Raw genomic sequence first — 16,507 nt, forward strand, 5'->3', positions numbered from 1 at the left:
ACCTGAATAAGGGGTGTACTGGAGGGGGAGATCAAACGCAAAGTACTGCCGCACGTACCGGGTCGAGGCTGATTAATCCGCTTAGCAGCAGGTCCATCTCAGGCTGAATGCGGGTTTTATCCGTTTCGCTGCGCGAGGCTTTAATGCGCAGCAGCTTCAGACGCCGCGCCCGCACCTCAAACAGCAACCCCGGGGACCAGTGTTGCAGCGTCAGGGTTTGTGCACCGCTGTCCAGTTCGCCAAGCAGGTGGAATGCCAGTTCATGGCGGGCGTATTGCTCGGCCACGCGCGCCATCAGCAGGCGCATCAGCCAGCGGTCGCGCACGGAAGTCATACCCGGGCGCGACTGCAGCCAGCCAAACGCGGCTTCAATGCCATCGCTGTCCGCCAGCGCCAGCAACTCAGGCTCAAGCAGCAGCACCTCTTCATCACTTTGCGATTCAGGAGTCAGCGCGTCAGAACCCCAATCGCCCGGGTCATCCATCACCTGCTGGCCTATCCAGTTCTGCGTAACTTCATCGGCAAACGGCGTGCCGTCGTTGAACGCCAGTGCCTCCAGTCCAGGCAGCCGCGAAAGCAGTCCCTTAACTCCGCGACAGAGGATATCGGCACGCACGCTATCGGCATCCAGTTTCGCCAACGCCTGCCAGCTGTACCACTGCAAATCCAGCCACAGATGGTTGACGCCCTGGGCATACAGGCTGTCGGCCTGCTCCAGCAGTTCCATCCAGCTCTGCTGCAGATACAAACGCTTGAGTTGGGCACGGTGGTCCGGCTTCGGCGGCGCGAGTCGGGTACGACCGCTGGCATCAAGCGGCGGCAACTCTGTCACGGTGTCCCAGCGAATACTTTTCATCAGGTGGTGTCCTGCCAGCCAGCCGCCAGGCCGATCGCGAAGGTAGCCCGCCAGCATTTTCGCCTGGTCGAGCAGATCGCGCCCGGATGTCACGGCCGTCATCGCCGGGGCCGCCGCTGACGGCACAGCAGTAGATAAGGACTCATCACGACTGGTCTGCGGCACCATGCTGCTTGCCCCGCCGCTCTGCGCCAGCCGGGTTTCGAGCGCCAGGCACAGCCCGGTAAGCTGCGGGCGGTGCGCTTCGGCAAACGACTGCATCGCCTGATCCGCCATCAGCAGTGCGCCGGTGATGCGCTGCATGGCCGCCATATCCACCTCCGGGTAGAGCGAGAGGCTGTCGAGCACGCGCCCGCTACCGAGCCACTCCAGCGCGGATTTGCGGCTGCGTTCACGCTGCGGGTGCAGCTGCACACCGAAGCGCTGTAATATGGCGGCCAGCAGTTCCAACCCTTCCGCCAGCCCGACCTCGCCATCCTGATGTAATCGCGCCCAGATGTAGAAGGTCACTACGCGCAGGTCCTTGCTGACCGTGGTCAGTAGCTTTTCGGCCAACTGGCAGATGAGCGAGGTATCAATGCCGGAGAGCTTGTTCACCTCTTCGCGAATGCGTTGGAAATCATCGTCATAACCGGGTTCATCTCCCATCGGTTGCGCGTCACTCAGCGGTAGCAACCATGCGCTCCAGTTATCAGCCCGCGCCTGTGCCAGAGGAATTAGCGTGCCTTCATCTGCCCGGCAGGCGATGACTAAATTTTGCAGGGTGGTCATTAGGATTCTCCTTCCATGGCGGGTAGCTCATCACTTCCCGGCTGCGCCTGTGCGGCCATTTCGGCATCGACGCTGAAAATCTCTGCCGGCAGCGCGAAGTTACGCAGCTGCAGCAGCTGTAACGGTCCGCTGCCCAGCTGTGAGCGCAGTGCCCACTGCAGGACGCTACCGTCAGGGGCAGTAAAGATCATCATCCACTGGCTGCGGTCAAGCTGGTGACGCTTACCCTGCTCCAGCCAGCGGATCAATCCCCATGTGCCGCTATAGTCGCCAAACAGTCTGGCGCCGGCACTGTTGGTGCTCCATGTCAGCAGGGTACCCGGCTTAAAGGTGTCCCCCGGCCAGCGGAAGGTCTGCCATTCAGCCATCTGATTGAAGTACTTCTGCTGCTGGCCATCGATAGTGAGCTGAGTCTGAACCACCCCCGGCGTCGGCCTTGCCTGCAGCTCAAAACTGATGCCCTGACTGCCGTCGGTGAACAGCACGTCTGACAGCTGGCTCAGCTGATTGAGCGCTTTAATAAACGCCGGGTTAAAGGTCAGGCTCTGGCTGTTAGTGCGGTCCGGCACCCACTGGCTGCCCTCTTTGTGCAACACACCGCTCAGCTCGCTGTTAAGAAAGCGCTCAATGCGCCCGCTATCCTTGCGCAGGAACTCGGCCAGCATCGGCAGCGAGGCGTCGTTATTGCTGGCGGCAAACGGGTAGCGCCCATCAAACGCGCTGCGCCACAACGCCACCACCGAGCGTGACCATTTATCATTAAGGCTGGCGGCGGAGGGTTGCAACACCGTTTCCCATGCCTGGGTCAGTGGCTGAACAAACATCGTCTGTCCAAAGCCACTCCACTCCTCGCCGAGGCTGGCGGCAATCAGGCTGCCATATTGCCGCGTATCGGTCAGGTCAATGCTTTTGCCCTGGAACACGGTTTGTGCCAGTGTCTGCATCATCTCCTGCGGGTCAGAGCTGCCCGCCACCTGCTGCAGTCGCAGGCGCACGCGGGTAATGCGCGTCAGGTAAGTTTGCAGGCTCAGACTGTCGTCACCGGCCAGCGCGTTGGCGGCGCTATTCCTCCCCATCAGCGTCAACAGCGGACCGAAGGTATCGTCAAGCGGGCCCTGCGGACCGGCTGCGCCCTGGTCAATGACCGGCTTTTGGCTACTGCCGACCAGCTCCTTCGCCGATTTGATTAACGAGTCTGACAGCGCCTCGCTTTTCTGCCCGGCCTGCCCCTGCCATGCCAGCGTGTTCATCAGTGCAATCAACGGCGACTGACGTACATCGCTCATCAGCGTCAGCTGATCGGTGACGTCAGCAATATTGGCAGCCGGGTTCAGGTGCAGGCCGTTAAGGAAGCTGAGCCAGCTGCCGGCAAAGTCGGTGAAGTAGCGCTGCGTAAGGCGCTCTTTCAGCCTTTCCGGCGTGAGGTCAGCGGACAGGCTACGACGATTGTCGCTCAGCACCCAGTCAATCTCATCGCGCCGTGATTTGGCCGCGGTCTCAATCGCCTGCTGCACGCCGTCTTCCCATGCCTGGCGAGTGAACATGCCTGGCACTGTTGCATTGGTGGTGAACAGTCGGCGCGCATCGGTGCCGCTGGTCATATCCTCCAGGGAGACGTCGGCAAAGTTGCGGCGCACCGATTTCAGCATGTTCTGATACAGCGTGCTTTCGGCATTACGTCGGCCAATCTGCTGCAGCAGAACCTCGCGGCTTTGGCTGACTAACGAGGCATCCGGGATAATTTTCCACTGCGGCTGGTGCGGCAGCTCCGTGATGTAAAACGCCCACAGGTCCGGCGCCAGGCTCACCCACAGGCCGGGCGAGATGCCGTCCCGGGTCGGTTGCACCGTCTTCATCACCTGCGCGTAATACGCGCCGTCTGCCTTATCCGGGCGCGCCATCATCAGCCATGCCTTGAGCTGGTCATATCCCGGTTTAGCGCGTTCGGCGCGCAGCGGGCTGTTTGGCGGCAGCTCTGCCAGCGCGTTCAGCCGCTGCTGCAACGCGGCGCTGGCCGGGTCGCGTATCAGGCGGTTATTCGCCACGCCGTACCACGGCATCATCGCTTCAAGCAGCGGCGTATTATGGTCGAGGCCAAAGCGTTGATACCAGGGCGTGCCGTCCTGATGATGGTACTTAAGTAGCCCGGCATCGTTGCGCAGTGCGTGCAGGTCGGTGAGCTGCCGATCGGAAATCGTCGGAGTCTGCACCAGCATTTGGGCCTTCTCCGCCATGCTGACAATCTGCTGACGGTTGAGCGCAAATGAGAGCAGCAGACCCGCGCCCCACAGTCCAATAAACCCCATCAGCGCCCAGGCCAGCACCCGCTGCCAGGGCATGCCGATGCGATGCCCGGAAATATGCCGGCTGGCATTCACGATGCCGTCCCAACTGTTGGAGAGAGTCACCGCATGGTCATGGCTGGCCGAAACCCGCGCGTCGGACGGCAGGCTGAACATCAGCCCGCGCAGCGGAATAGGCGGTTGCAGGGTCAGCCAGCGTGTCAGGCGCTGCTGCCACTGCAGGCTTTCCCCCTGCGCCAGCTCGCTGCCCAGCCGAAGCAGAAAGTCATGTTCGCGATGCAGCGCAATCTGCGCCATGCCCTGCTCACGCAGCTGCGGGGCCAAACTGTCGAGCTGCTCACTGACCTCTTCCGATCGCACGCGCGCGGAAAACAGGACGCCAACCGTCTGTTCTTCGCGCCCCTGCTGGGACCAGTCGCTACCATGCAGCTGCCACAGCCAGACCGGCGGCTGCCAGCGAAGCGCCTGCGAAATATTCTCCAGGCTGCGCAGACCGTAATCCTGCATCTGCGGGGTCATCAGCTGGCCGTGTGCCAGTACCCAGACAATACCGTCGAGCGGCCGGCTACGTCGCAGCCTGCTCAGCGTGCCGAGCTTGTCGGCGTCCGGTTCTGAGCTGAGGCTACCGCCGTCAATCAGAACGGTGCGCTGCCCTTCCAACCACTGCTGCTCCCGCAGCCCGGGGATCAGCGCTTCACGCGCGGCATCATCGCCGACGACCAGCAACAGGCGTACCTTGTAGCGCCAGAACAGGTGATAGCGGTTGCGGAGGTAAGTTTTAAGACGGATCAAACTTTGCCCAACAACTGCGGTGTTAGCAGATGTTGATTTATTTGCCTTACTCGCCGTATATGGTTTGTAAATTGCCTGATTTTTTCTTTGTTGCCAACGCCACCACAGCGGTGAGCCAATCAGACCAAAAAGCAAGACGGCAAATATGGCTCCCCATATGGCCCAGACCGTATGACGCGTTGCTCCTGCACTCTCCAATGCATCCTGATTGATATACAGCAGTAATGCACTTATCCCTGCCAATCCAATAATCAGGAGAAAATATCCCCAAGAGCCATATCGTGCGGCAGGCTGTATTGTATGTTCCTTCATAGATAAAGCTCCCGGGTAATCAGACAAAGTGCCCCAGTTTGATGTGGTGTTTGATAGATAAATAGTTGGTCTTTATCTTTTTTATTCGCGACTTCAACCATCATTGCTATGCCAAGGGGCAAAGCCATTTCTCCCGGCGGTCCAAATGAAAAATCAACAGAGCGTAATGGCTGGCTATTTGGTAATAACCATTGAGTATCTGTTGCGTATTGCATGATTTCTGCGGTTGTTTTTTCTGTATTACCAGAAAGCCAGATATATTCAAGATCCTGTTTACCCGCTTGGCTATATTCGAAAAACATATCCAAATCTTTTTTGAAGCTCCCAGCCTCCAGCGGCATTATACGATTCAACCCAGCAATAACCGGTATAGAATGTTGCCGGGCATACTTGGGCATGGCCATAAGCTGGGCAGATATGAATTCACTGACTTCGCCGGCAGCAAGTGCAGACCAGTTTTGAAAGCAAATAATTAAAACCAGTCCATCGCTATCATGTGAATCGAATAGAGAGTGTAGGGGCTGGGTAGGATCAATGATGTCAGGGACTAAATCCCATTGTTGGAAAATGGCCTTATTACTCTTCTTATCATATCGCCCTGAAGCCTGTAATACATAAATAGCGTGCATTAAATTACGATAGCGAGGATATTGCTGCTCAAGATTAAGGTCTATCTTTCTCATTAATGAGGCATAGATGCATGGCGAATTAAATAACGGTCGTGCTTTTTCAGGGTATGCAGGAACATCTTCGAATTCGCCCAATAGCGACTCCATCCCATTTTCTTCAGGAGAAAATAAAACATTTCCTACTACCGCAAGCTGCCGACGGCTCCACTGCTGCCATTCAGCTTTAGTCCGTTCTCTCTCGGCTTCCCAACTTATTCTGGCATTTGAAGATTGTTCATAGCGATTAAACACTACGCCAAATATACATAGCCACAGTAAAAAAGCAGAAAGTACACCACTGAGCAAAATGGCATCATAATTCGTGGTTTTAAATACCCACATACTGGTTATAAACCCAAACGTTTGTATAACTAGCAACACAACTATCCACAGCCAAATTTTTGGCTTGGGAAAGGAATATTTCTCTGGAATATCAGGTATAGGCCAGGCCATATTATAAATTATTCCATTTTTATTTTGAATAAGAGTCTTGTATAGAAGGTATAAATCGTGCGCGGCACGGACAAGAACTAAAGCTTTCGAGTGAACCGGCTAGCATCACCCCCTCATCAAACATGTCCCCCACACCCGCTAATATTTTAAATGTACCGGTAAATTGACCGCATGAAACCATGTCCCCAGCTCTGGCAGTAGGTTTACCCCCCCATAAAAAACGGGGGGCACCCGTTAAAATTTTTCCGCCACAGGTGGTGCTATCACCAACTATTAGAAAATATCCTACGCTCATTGTATTTCCTTACTTAATGAGTATTAATTACACAGCATGGTTCTGGGTTGATAATCACCACTGCAGATCATCATCCTATATGCGTTGAAACGTACACTGAGAACTATAAAGATTGAATCAACTATTTGTAGCGTAAGGAATTTACCAGCCGGTCCCAGATTTCAACCATTTGTGCTTCGCTGTAACGTGTTTTCAAGCTCTCGTTGCCTATCCCCATGGTTAGCCATGGTTTGTCAGGTATGGCATCGGCTTCATGCGCATATAGATCGAAATCATAAGTCGGGAACATTACATTTCCCCTCGCCTCAGAGTTGGTGATGGTTTGCGTTCCGCCAGACAACCATGCCTGTGAGGAAATACCGTCTGGTGAGAGTTTGTATTTTTTTATTGTGTGTTGGTTGACTGAACGAAGGAATTTATCAATTTCATCACTGCGATTGAAGAGAGTATAATTTGAACCTGTATAAGTATTATTTGTATATACACCAAAAACAAACTCATCAGTTATGAAGCTAAATGTTACTTTTTCTTTGTGTGGCATTCCATCATCCCGGATAAATCCGTTCGGAATGCACACACCTTTTTCTTTTGGGATTTCTTCATCCTGTCTGCCACTCAAACGCGAGATCAACGATTGCAGTGCGGCGAGCTTGGCTGGTTTGGTGTTTGTCTGTTCTTCTGTAGTAGTTTTAAGATACTCAGATTTTCTACCCCTGTATTTTGGCGCCGAAAAATCACGAATGTTTGTCGTAATAATAAATGCCACCTTATTCACATAGACATGAGCTTCCAATCTTCGGTACAAATCATCAGAACCGGGTCTGTTACTATCAAATATTACCCCCTTACCTTCAGGAAGCAGGATCCTTTCTTTTATAAAAGGGGCATTTTTCGGATCGTTTCCGGGTTTATTAATTGTTTCACGTAACTCCTGCTCCCTGAGCTTTATCCGCTGCTGAAACGCAGGCGGATACATCCATTTACTGCTGATTTTAAAATCATCAATAAAGATCATATCGCGCAACTGATTGTTAACGACTGCGGGACGTCAATTACATAGCGCCCGATGCACTGCGGTTTAGTCTCTGCAAACAGAGTATTGATCACGGCACTCTTCTTCATCGGTGACGTGACGGCTATAGCCGGGAAAATAAACATGATGCAGGCCAGCGATAGCGCTACTCTGTAATAGAGAATTTTCATGATAAGCATCCTTGCACTGCTTTTAACAGTGGCTCCCAGGCAAAACCGGAGAGCCATAAGTAACTCAAGTGGTTATCTGAAGCGCAGTGAATTGACCAGTCGATCCCAGACTTCAATCATCTGTGCTTCGCTGTACCGCGTTTTAAGGTACTCGCTGCTGAGGCCAATATTAAGGTTAGGTTTTTCGGGCGTGGCGTCCCGTTCATTAGCATACAGATCAAAGTCGTAGAAGGTGATTTTATCATCCTCTTTCGTCTGCTCATTTCTGAGGGTTTGTTTACCACCAAACAACCACATTTCAGTTGGGATACTATTAATGGTTCGCGCTTCTTTTTTAATGCTGTACTCATTGGAGGTTTTCAGCGCTTCGTTTATTTGCGCACTGCGATTAAACAGGGTGTCATCTGACCCCTGTATCGTATTGTCCATTTCAGCGCCAAAGTTGAAATCCTCATTCCCATAATGGAAAGTAACTCGCTCAGTATGCGGAGCGCCATCATCCCGGATAAATCCGTTCGGAATACACACACCTTTTTCCTCCGGGATTACTTCATCCTGTCTGCCACTCAAGCGCGAGATCAACGATTGCAGTGCGGCGAGCTTGGCTGGTTTGGTGTTTGCATCAGCTTCAGTAAAGCCCCTAGCTAAATAACCGGCTTTCTTTTCCTTATTTTTTTCACCAGAGAAATCCCGAAACTCCGCGGTGATCACAAAGGCCACGTTATTTACATAGACATGGGCCTCAAGCTGTCGATAAATATCAGGGGTATCTGATTCATTATGATCGAAAATAACACCTTTCCCTTCTGGAAGCAGAATTTTTTCCTTTATATACGGAGCGTCTTCCGGTTCATTTTCGGGCCTATTAATCGCTTCCCGTAACTCCTGCTCCCTGAGCTTTATCCGCTGATGAAAGGCGGGTGGGTAAATCCATTTGCTGCTGATTTTAAAATCATCGATGAAGATCATATCGCGCAGCTGATTATCAAATGATACAGGGACATCAATCACATAGCGCCCGATGCACTGCGGTTTAGTTTTTGCAAACAGGGTATTGATCACGGCACTCTCCTTCTGCGTGACGGGTGGCATTGTGGCGGCGGCCATGGCCGGGCTAGCAAAAAGCATACTGGTGGCAACCAGCAAAAACAGGGTTAGTTTGTGGAATGATTTCATGGGACCGGGACCTCCTGAACCATTTTAACAATCGCCCGCAGGGTAAATTTCAGGGCTGGTTTGTTTGGAATATCGTTCAGGCTGTTTACGTTATAGGCGCCCTGATGGTCAACATTGGTTGCCAGCACGCTTTTGATGCTGCGGCTTTGGCGTATGGCGTTGAGGGATTCCACCGGGACCGTTCCATCACCCGGCGTATTGGACGAGCCGAGACGGTAGACTTGAGCGCCGTGAGGCGGTAGAGGGACTTCCCGGTAGTTATTGGGCAGTTTTAAGTCATTATCACCTGTTTTTTTCAGATAAACCTGGGTGATTCTGTTCCAGCTGAGCGTACCGTCAGAGCCTATTTTATGACCATAAAACGCATAAGTATTGGGATGATATTTATTGTCTAATTTTTCAATAAATCGTTGTACCGCTTTACTAATAAGATCGCTGTATGCATTCCAGTTGCGTTTAATTTCCGCAGCATCCTTATCGATGATGTCGGCCTCATACAGGCGGCACCACAGGGTTTCATTCAGGTAGATCTCACTGAACGGATCCCGCCTTTTGGGTAGTTTTATATCTGTACCATCTTCGTTGCCTCCTTCCACCGTCAGCCAGGGCGCCCCACCGAGATATTTGGCGGAGGGCAACAGCTGCAGAGGTGCCGGGGCGCGGGCCAGTACCGGCATCAGCTCCTGCGCCGTATTGCCCAGCACGGCACCCGCCATTCCCTCCTGTTTTGCCCCGACCTTCATGCGGCGATATGCCGCGGGGGAACCGATGTCCGGAATAACGCCGTGCACTATCCCCAGGATTTTATCCTGCGCCCCTGAAATCTGCGACGCATAGCGCGCCACCAACCCCCCCATGGAGTGGGTGACGATAATAACTTTCTCCTGCCCGGCGGGAAACGCCATGCCGTGACAGTGCTGGTGAGTATAGAGGTCAATCACCTCTTCAATGTAATCTACCAGGCCTTCGGCCGAGGTTTTATTATCCTGCAGCCAGTTGTAGCCATAGACGTGCAGCGGAAACAGAAAATTCCTGAAGTGGTCAAGCTCCTGCTGCGTCATCACCGATTCATCGGCGATTTTCGACGCTTTATCTTCCGACAGGCGCGCCCCAACCAGCTGGCTTAAGATCCCACCCTTTCCCCCGACGCGCGCTGCGTAATTCACCATGTCCCGCTGCCAGTCATCCAGCAATGCGCCCTGAAAGACGCTTAAAAACTTTCCATAGCTGAAGGATAAGACCCCGCCCCAGCCGCGCTCCCGCCGGGTTGGAAACAGGTTTCCGTCATCAGAAAATGGAGAATAGATGTTTTGATTAATATCGCCACGGTTATCCACCTTTGTGGTATCCGGGCTTAACAGCTTTCTTCTGCGGTTACCATCTTGTCCTGCCCACTTGAAATATACGCCAACCTCACTGTCGCCACGCCAGATAGGTTGTTCTCTTTTTGAAGAACCATCTGACATCAAATTAGTCCCCATCACCCCGGGGAGAAAAATAACCGGAATAACCCTGATGGGTGGCTGCAGCAACACCACCTGAGCGTCCAGTGATTTCTTCTGGTTTTGAATCCCCTTCCATTTAACCAGACCGTTATGCTCCCACTCAGGCAATATGCAGGTTGATGGCTGACCGTCACCGGCACCCGCAGTTTTTTCTTCCGCCATTCGTTCCGTCCTTTTCGTTCAGATGCTGACTTTATCGTTACGCCGGCTGGCGCCTTCCCTTAGCTTTTTTTTGGCAGGGTCGCGCTGAGAGAATCAATACTGACGCTGTTCTGCGTATCCACCGCCCCCGATGCCGAGGTTGGCAGGGCAGACTGGCTGCCGTCTGCATTTTTCAAACTTAACTGCTGCCTCGCCACGGGAGAGCGGTCAGAAAGGCGCAAAACCGTTGGCGTTACCGCAAAATCACTGGTACTCCATTGCTGGGCCGCCACGTTGAAGCTTTGCCCAGCAAACTTTTGCCACACCGTCGCACGCTCAACGATGTTGTCTGGCGCACCACACTCTATTGATCCGTCCGCGATGCGAATATATCCGCCACCGCTGGTTAAGATAATTTCCTGCTTCGCACTGATAAGCAGTTTTCCTTCGCTGCTGGAGATACGGATATCCTTAAGGGCATCCAGCGTCATCTCATCACTCTGAGCCTGGATTTCCACTTTTCCCCGGCTGGCAAAGAGTTTCATCCCCATCTTGTTTGCAAACAGACTGATGGCTTCACCCGCCGCCAGGGTGAAGTTTTTCACTACGCTAAAGTCGGTGTTTTTGCCGCTGGTGCTGATAATATTTTCACCCGCCGCAAGCTGCAGGCTGGCCGGGGTAGCCTGGGCAATACCCGCCGGCGCGCTCAGTAATAATGCCGACTTTTTCAGCTCGGTCAGACTCTCTGCCAGCAGGTCTTTTTGTGACTGAATATCTGCCAGTTCGGCCTTGGCCTCTTCTACCGCACTGCTTAGCGCCTGCGCCTGCGACAGCGCCTGCTGTAACTGGCTCAGTGCTGCCTGCATCTCCAGCTGCTGGCCCTGCGCCCTTTGCTGGCCATCTGCCGTTATCAGTAGCCCCTTTTCTGCACGGATGCTGCCCCAGCTGTCGCTGCGCAGCTCAAACCCTTCGCCGCGCTTCTGCTTCTCGCTGTCGACCAGGTGACCGAGATTCAGCTGACTTTTGCCGCCGTATTCGGTGCTGAGCTTGATATGCTCCTGGCCCGCCGTGTCGTCGAGGCGCAATTTGTTGTTCTTCGGCGTGCGCAGCACATTGCGTTTGTAATTGCGGATGGTGACGTGGTCGCCATGCGCCGAGTCGTGTAGCACCCCGGCAATATATGGCCGGTCCGGGTTGCCGTGATCGAAGGCGATGGCCACTTCAGTACCCGCCAGCAGCGGCAGGTGCAGGCCATATGTGTCGCCCGCATAGGGACGCGCCTGACGAACCCACAGGCTTTCAAAGCCTGTTTCCCAGCCCGCACGGTCAAACAGCATGTTGACGCGGTAGCGACCGTCGCGGTCGATATGGCCGTATTGATCGTTGACGGTGGTACTGGTGACGCGCGCCGGGAGCGTACCCGCCATCACGGGATGCGGCTGCGACACCGGGCGGAAGCCGTAGCGATTGTTCAGCGGAATACCGTCAAAGGCGGTTTCAAAGCTGCGGTCGCGCCGCGCAGTGCTGACGATGGCGGTGACCAGCACCCCGCTGCGGAACACCTCGCTGACCTCCTCCTCCCCGCTGACCTTCAGCTCGCAGCCAGGGGCCAGCGCCGGACAAGTGGTGACTGCCGCCACCCGCGTCTGGCCGTTCAGGTAGCGCTCGTGACGCAGGCGGGCATAGAAAGCCCCACTCTCCGGAGTCGGGTTATGGCTGTAACCATCGCCCGGCGCAAGGTAGTTGTCCGCCCAGCGATAGGACTCACCGTAGGTGGTGTCGTCACCGCCAGTCACATCGACCTGCACGTTCATATCTACGCTGGCGTTGCGGTAGTTGTAATCGCGCCCGCTGACGCTTTTTTCCACCACCGTAAAGCGGCTGGCAAGATCCCACACCGAATCGACAGCCGCATCGTGCATGCCGGAAGGTGGAACGGCAGGCAGCGTCAGCCCTTTAACATGGCCCTGCTGACCGTCATAGAACTCAACCACGTCGATCTGCAGGCGCGTGTCGGTGGTGAAGCGGAACCAGATGCCTACCTCACCCAGCAATCGGGTGATAAACGCCAGATCGTCCTCGCCGTACTGCATTACCTGCTCGCGGCGCGGGTACTCGTTGCTCAGCGTGAAGACAAAGTCCTGACCGCGCATCCCGTGGCGCTCACGCAGGATTTTCTCGACTATCTGCGGCACCGACAGGTCCTGATAGATGGCGTTCTGACGGCTGCGCGACAGTAGCGCCAGCCGCGGTTGCAGGGTGACGGTATAGTGGGTCTGATCGGCGCTGGTACTGAGGCGCTCAAAGCCGATCACCACTCCCTGCACCACGCGCACCGGCTGCTGCACCCTGATGCCCCAGCCCTGATCAACCGGAGCCTGCAGGGTCAGCGAGGCCGGTTTCATTAGCATTGCCTCGCGCGTGATGGCGTGATCGGCGCTGGTGAACTCCACGCGCCATCTGAACGGCTCGCTCAGACGTTCTTCACCCCTGAAGGCCAGCACGTCGGGTTGAGACGTGCTGTCGCGGACCGCCAGCAGGTGGTGGCTGTGGCTATAAAAAGAGACCGGATTTATGCTCATTCTTCACCTTCCTTTTTTGTATCGAACGCCAGAACAATCCCTTCTTCTTCATCCCAGTCCAGCGTCAGGTGCTGCGGCTTCTGTTTCACGGCCATTTGCTGTAACAGCTGCTGGCTCAGCACCGGCAGGATCTGCTGATTCAGCAGGCTGTCGATATTGCGTGCACCGGTATCCGGCAGCAGGCAGGCGGCGGTCAGGGCCGCTGACAGGCCGTCGCCGAGGGTGGTTTTCAGGCCATAGTGGCGCGCCAGCCGCTGGCTGACCTGGTCGAGCTTCATGCCGACGATGGTGCGCATCGCTTCTGCCCCCAGCGGCCGGTAGATAACGGTCTGGAAGCGGGCCAGCAGCGCGGGCTGGAAGTGGTCGCGCAGCGTCGGGCGCAGCAGCTCCTGCAAATCCCCTTCCGTGGCCTGCGGGTTTTCCGCCAGCAGCTGCATAATCGCGTCGCTGCCGAGGTTTGAGGTCATCAGGATAACGGTGTTGCGAAAGTCGATTTCGCGCCCTTCGCCGTCGCGCATAAAGCCGCGGTCAAACACCTGGTAGAACAGGTTCAGCACGTCGCGGTGCGCCTTCTCCACCTCATCCAGCAGCACCACGCTGTAAGGCCGCTTACGCACCGCTTCGGTCAGGATGCCGCCCTGGCCGTAGCCGACGTAGCCCGGAGGCGAACCCTTCAGCTGCGAGACGGTGTGCGGCTCCTGGTACTCGGAGAGATTGAGGGTGATCAGCGACTTTTCGCCACCGTACAGCACGTCGGCCAGCGCCAGCGCGCTCCCGGTTTTTCCGGTGCCGCTCGGCCCGACCAGCAGGAACACGCCCTGCGGACCGTTTTCGGCGGTCAGCCCGGTTTTGGCGGCGCGCAGCCGTTGCGCGATGGCGTTCAGCGGCACGTCCTGCCCGACCACGCGCCTGCCGATTTCCGCTTCCAGGCCGAGCAGGCCGGTCTGCTCGTCCTTCATCAGTGCGGAGAGCGGCACGCCGGTCCAGTCGGCAATCACGTTGGCAACGGTGCGGGTATCCACGTCCACCTGAATCAGCGCGTCCTGCTGCTGCTGGGCTTCCAGCTGCTGCTGAAGCGCGGCAATCTCCGCCTGCGGCCGTTGTTCCTGGCGGCCGGCCATCAGCTGCTGCGCCAGCGCCTGCTGCGCGGCGAAATGCGCTTCCTGCTGCCCGCGCTGCGCTTCCAGTCCGGCGCGGGTGGCGGCGATGGCGCGCAGGCGTTCGTCATGCTGCGCGCTGCCGGCGGCAATATCGTCCGTCAGCGCCTGCGATTCCAGCGCCAGCGCGGTCAGCCGCGCGTTAAGCAGGGTGATGGCCTCCGGCACGGTGTCGAGGCTCATGCGCACCCGCGCGGCGGCGGTATCCAGCAGGTCCACCGCCTTGTCCGGCAGCTGGCGGCCCGTCAGGTAGCGGCGCGACAGGCTGACCGCCGCTTTCACCGCGTCGTCGGTGATATGCACGCCGTGGTGCTGCGCGTAGCGCGACTTCAGGCCGCGCAGCATCAGGCAGGCGGTTTCGTCGTCCGGCTCGTCGACTTTTATCATCTGGAAGCGGCGCTCCAGCGCGGCGTCCTTCTCGAAATACTGCTTGTACTCGCTCCAGGTGGTGGCGGCGATGGTGCGCAGCTCGCCGCGCGCCAGCGCCGGCTTCAGCAGGTTGGCGGCGTCGGCGCCGCCCGCCTGGTTGCCCGCGCCGATAATGGTGTGCGCCTCGTCGATAAACAGCAGCACCGGCGCCGGCGACCGCTGCACGGCCTCAATCACGTTCTTCAGCCGCTGCTCAAACTCGCCCTTCACCCCCGCGCCGGCCTGCAGCAGGCCAAGGTCGAGGGTACGCACGCTGACGGTTTTCAGGCTGTCCGGCACGTTGCCCTCGCTGATACGCAGCGCCAGCCCTTCCACCAGCGCGGTTTTACCGACGCCCGGTTCGCCGACCAGAATCGGGTTGTTCTTGCGGCGGCGCGAGAGGATGTCGACCATCTGGCGGATTTCCGTGTCGCGGCCAAAGACCGGGTCGATGCTTCCCGCCAGCGCTTTGGCGGTGACGTCGAGGGTGAATTTGTCGAGCGCGGCCTGCAGCGCCTCGCTCAGCGCATCGCCGGCCGGGCTGCCGCCATCCTTTTTAGCCGGAGCATCCGCATCGCCCAGCGTTGAAGGCGACGGGCTCAGGCTCTCCTGCTGCTGCACTTCCGGGCGCTCGTCGGACTGCGCGTCCAGCAGCGGGCGCAGGCGATCCAGCTGGGCGCGCGTGAGGCTCAGCAGCGGCCACAGGCCTTCGCAGCTGACCAGCGACGGCTTATCCGTCAGCGCCGCCAGCAGGTGATGGCTGCGGATGTGGGCGTCGTCATCTTCCAGCGAGGCAATCAGCCAGGCCTGCTTAATCAGCGCCAGCAGGGGGCCGGCGAGCTGCGGGCGGGTGCGGACCGAGCGCGGCACGTTATCCAGCCAGCCCAGCAGCGCCTGCCAGATGCCGTCCATATCCCACTCGTAGCGCCGGGCCAGCACGGTGATGTCGCCCTCGCCCTGCTCCAGCAGCTTAAGCAGCAGGTGCTCAGTGCAGACCTCACTGTGGGCGCGGGTCTGGCACAGCGAAGCGGCCGCTTCCAGCGCGCGGGCGCAGAACGGGTTTAAACGACGTAAAAGAACGGCTGACTGGTTTTCCATGTTTTCACTCTCTGAGTAGGATGGCGGCACGCTACCGCCCATAGCCATTTCCTGAAGCAGGAACCAAGGCCCATAAGGTCACACTTGCGGATAAAATTATTTCTGGTCAGCGCGTTCGCAGAACGGAAATAACTGAAAAAGCAGGCGGCGAACCGCCTGCAGATAAACCATTACCCTAAATAATTCGTGGCGCAGGAAGGCGGCAAGTGAGCAGGTCCCCGGGAGCAGAGATAACTCTGTGACCCGGGCCGGCAAACGTAGCCAACGCACCTGCGGCGCGAAGAATGACGGGTAATTAAGCGGTGGTGCGTTCGTTCCATGAATCGGAATGAATGATGTTGCCGTCTTTGTAGGTCCAGGTGATTTTTTCGTAGCGCAGTTCAATGCGCTCCAGGTGGTTGTGCTTCTCTTTCGACGCATCCTTGATGTCGTGCATCAGCGGCGCGACTTTCACCAGCTTGACGTTCTCAAGCCGGGTGTTGAAATACTCCACTTCCTGACCGGCATCGTTGATGCGGTACCACTTGAACTCGGCGGATTTCAGGGTCTGACCGGTGGTGACCGCCTTGTAGAGGTACGGGCTGGATGAGTCGATTTCCTTGGTGAACAGGAACGGCGTGTGCACGCGGGTCCCGGTCAGCTTGCCGGTGTTGTTGTCGGTCGGGATGTACAGGTTGTGTTCCTGCGCCACCACTTCGATGCTGCCTTCACGGTCTTTCACGTCCACGGAGCCTTTGATGTCCGCACCGCCGTCGTCTTTCAGCCACAGATAGACTGGAATTGCCAT

The 16,507-nt window shown here is 56.5% G+C and carries 11 protein-coding genes; all 11 read right to left on the reverse strand.

Annotated elements, in window-relative coordinates:
- Positions 1–31: 31 nt before the first annotated feature.
- Positions 32–1,627, reverse strand: coding sequence for a type VI secretion system protein TssA (gene tssA / locus AC0IXH_RS15555; RefSeq protein ID WP_013200456.1), 1,596 nt, complete (start codon positions 1,625–1,627; stop codon positions 32–34).
- A complete protein-coding gene (locus AC0IXH_RS15560) occupies positions 1,627–5,034 on the reverse strand; it encodes an ImcF-related family protein (RefSeq protein ID WP_471720679.1) in 3,408 nt (1,135 codons plus the stop codon). Before AC0IXH_RS15560 ends, tssA begins: the two co-directional genes overlap by 1 nt.
- A complete protein-coding gene (locus tag AC0IXH_RS15565; RefSeq protein ID WP_013200454.1) occupies positions 5,031–6,155 on the reverse strand; it encodes a hypothetical protein in 1,125 nt (374 codons plus the stop codon). Before AC0IXH_RS15565 ends, AC0IXH_RS15560 begins: the two co-directional genes overlap by 4 nt.
- A gap of 19 nt (positions 6,156–6,174) precedes the next feature.
- On the reverse strand, positions 6,175–6,450 hold the full coding sequence (locus AC0IXH_RS15570) for a PAAR domain-containing protein (protein ID WP_471720680.1): 276 nt from the start codon (positions 6,448–6,450) through the stop codon (positions 6,175–6,177).
- Positions 6,451–6,571: 121 nt separating this feature from the next.
- Complete coding sequence (locus tag AC0IXH_RS15575; protein ID WP_471720681.1) at positions 6,572–7,474, reverse strand: T6SS immunity protein Tli4 family protein; 903 nt, start codon at positions 7,472–7,474, stop codon at positions 6,572–6,574.
- Positions 7,462–7,653 (reverse strand): hypothetical protein, encoded by a 192-nt coding sequence (locus tag AC0IXH_RS15580; RefSeq protein ID WP_471720682.1) that lies wholly within the window; start codon positions 7,651–7,653, stop codon positions 7,462–7,464. Before AC0IXH_RS15580 ends, AC0IXH_RS15575 begins: the two co-directional genes overlap by 13 nt.
- Positions 7,654–7,725: 72 nt before the next feature.
- A complete protein-coding gene (locus AC0IXH_RS15585) occupies positions 7,726–8,829 on the reverse strand; it encodes a T6SS immunity protein Tli4 family protein (RefSeq protein WP_013200452.1) in 1,104 nt (367 codons plus the stop codon).
- Positions 8,826–10,496: a lipase family alpha/beta hydrolase gene (locus AC0IXH_RS15590; protein ID WP_471720683.1), complete on the reverse strand. Its 1,671-nt coding sequence runs from the start codon at positions 10,494–10,496 to the stop codon at positions 8,826–8,828. The genes AC0IXH_RS15585 and AC0IXH_RS15590 overlap by 4 nt, the downstream gene beginning before the upstream one ends.
- 59 nt (positions 10,497–10,555) lie before the next feature.
- The gene (locus AC0IXH_RS15595) at positions 10,556–13,057 is read right to left on the reverse strand and encodes a type VI secretion system Vgr family protein (protein ID WP_471720684.1); all 2,502 of its coding nucleotides are present in this window, start codon (positions 13,055–13,057) and stop codon (positions 10,556–10,558) included.
- Positions 13,054–15,720, reverse strand: a complete 2,667-nt coding sequence (tssH, locus tag AC0IXH_RS15600; protein WP_471721155.1) for a type VI secretion system ATPase TssH — start codon at positions 15,718–15,720, stop codon at positions 13,054–13,056. Before tssH ends, AC0IXH_RS15595 begins: the two co-directional genes overlap by 4 nt.
- Before the next feature lie 295 nt (positions 15,721–16,015).
- Complete coding sequence (locus AC0IXH_RS15605; RefSeq protein ID WP_013200448.1) at positions 16,016–16,507, reverse strand: Hcp family type VI secretion system effector; 492 nt, start codon at positions 16,505–16,507, stop codon at positions 16,016–16,018.

The organism is Erwinia sp. AC075, assembly GCF_979253995.1.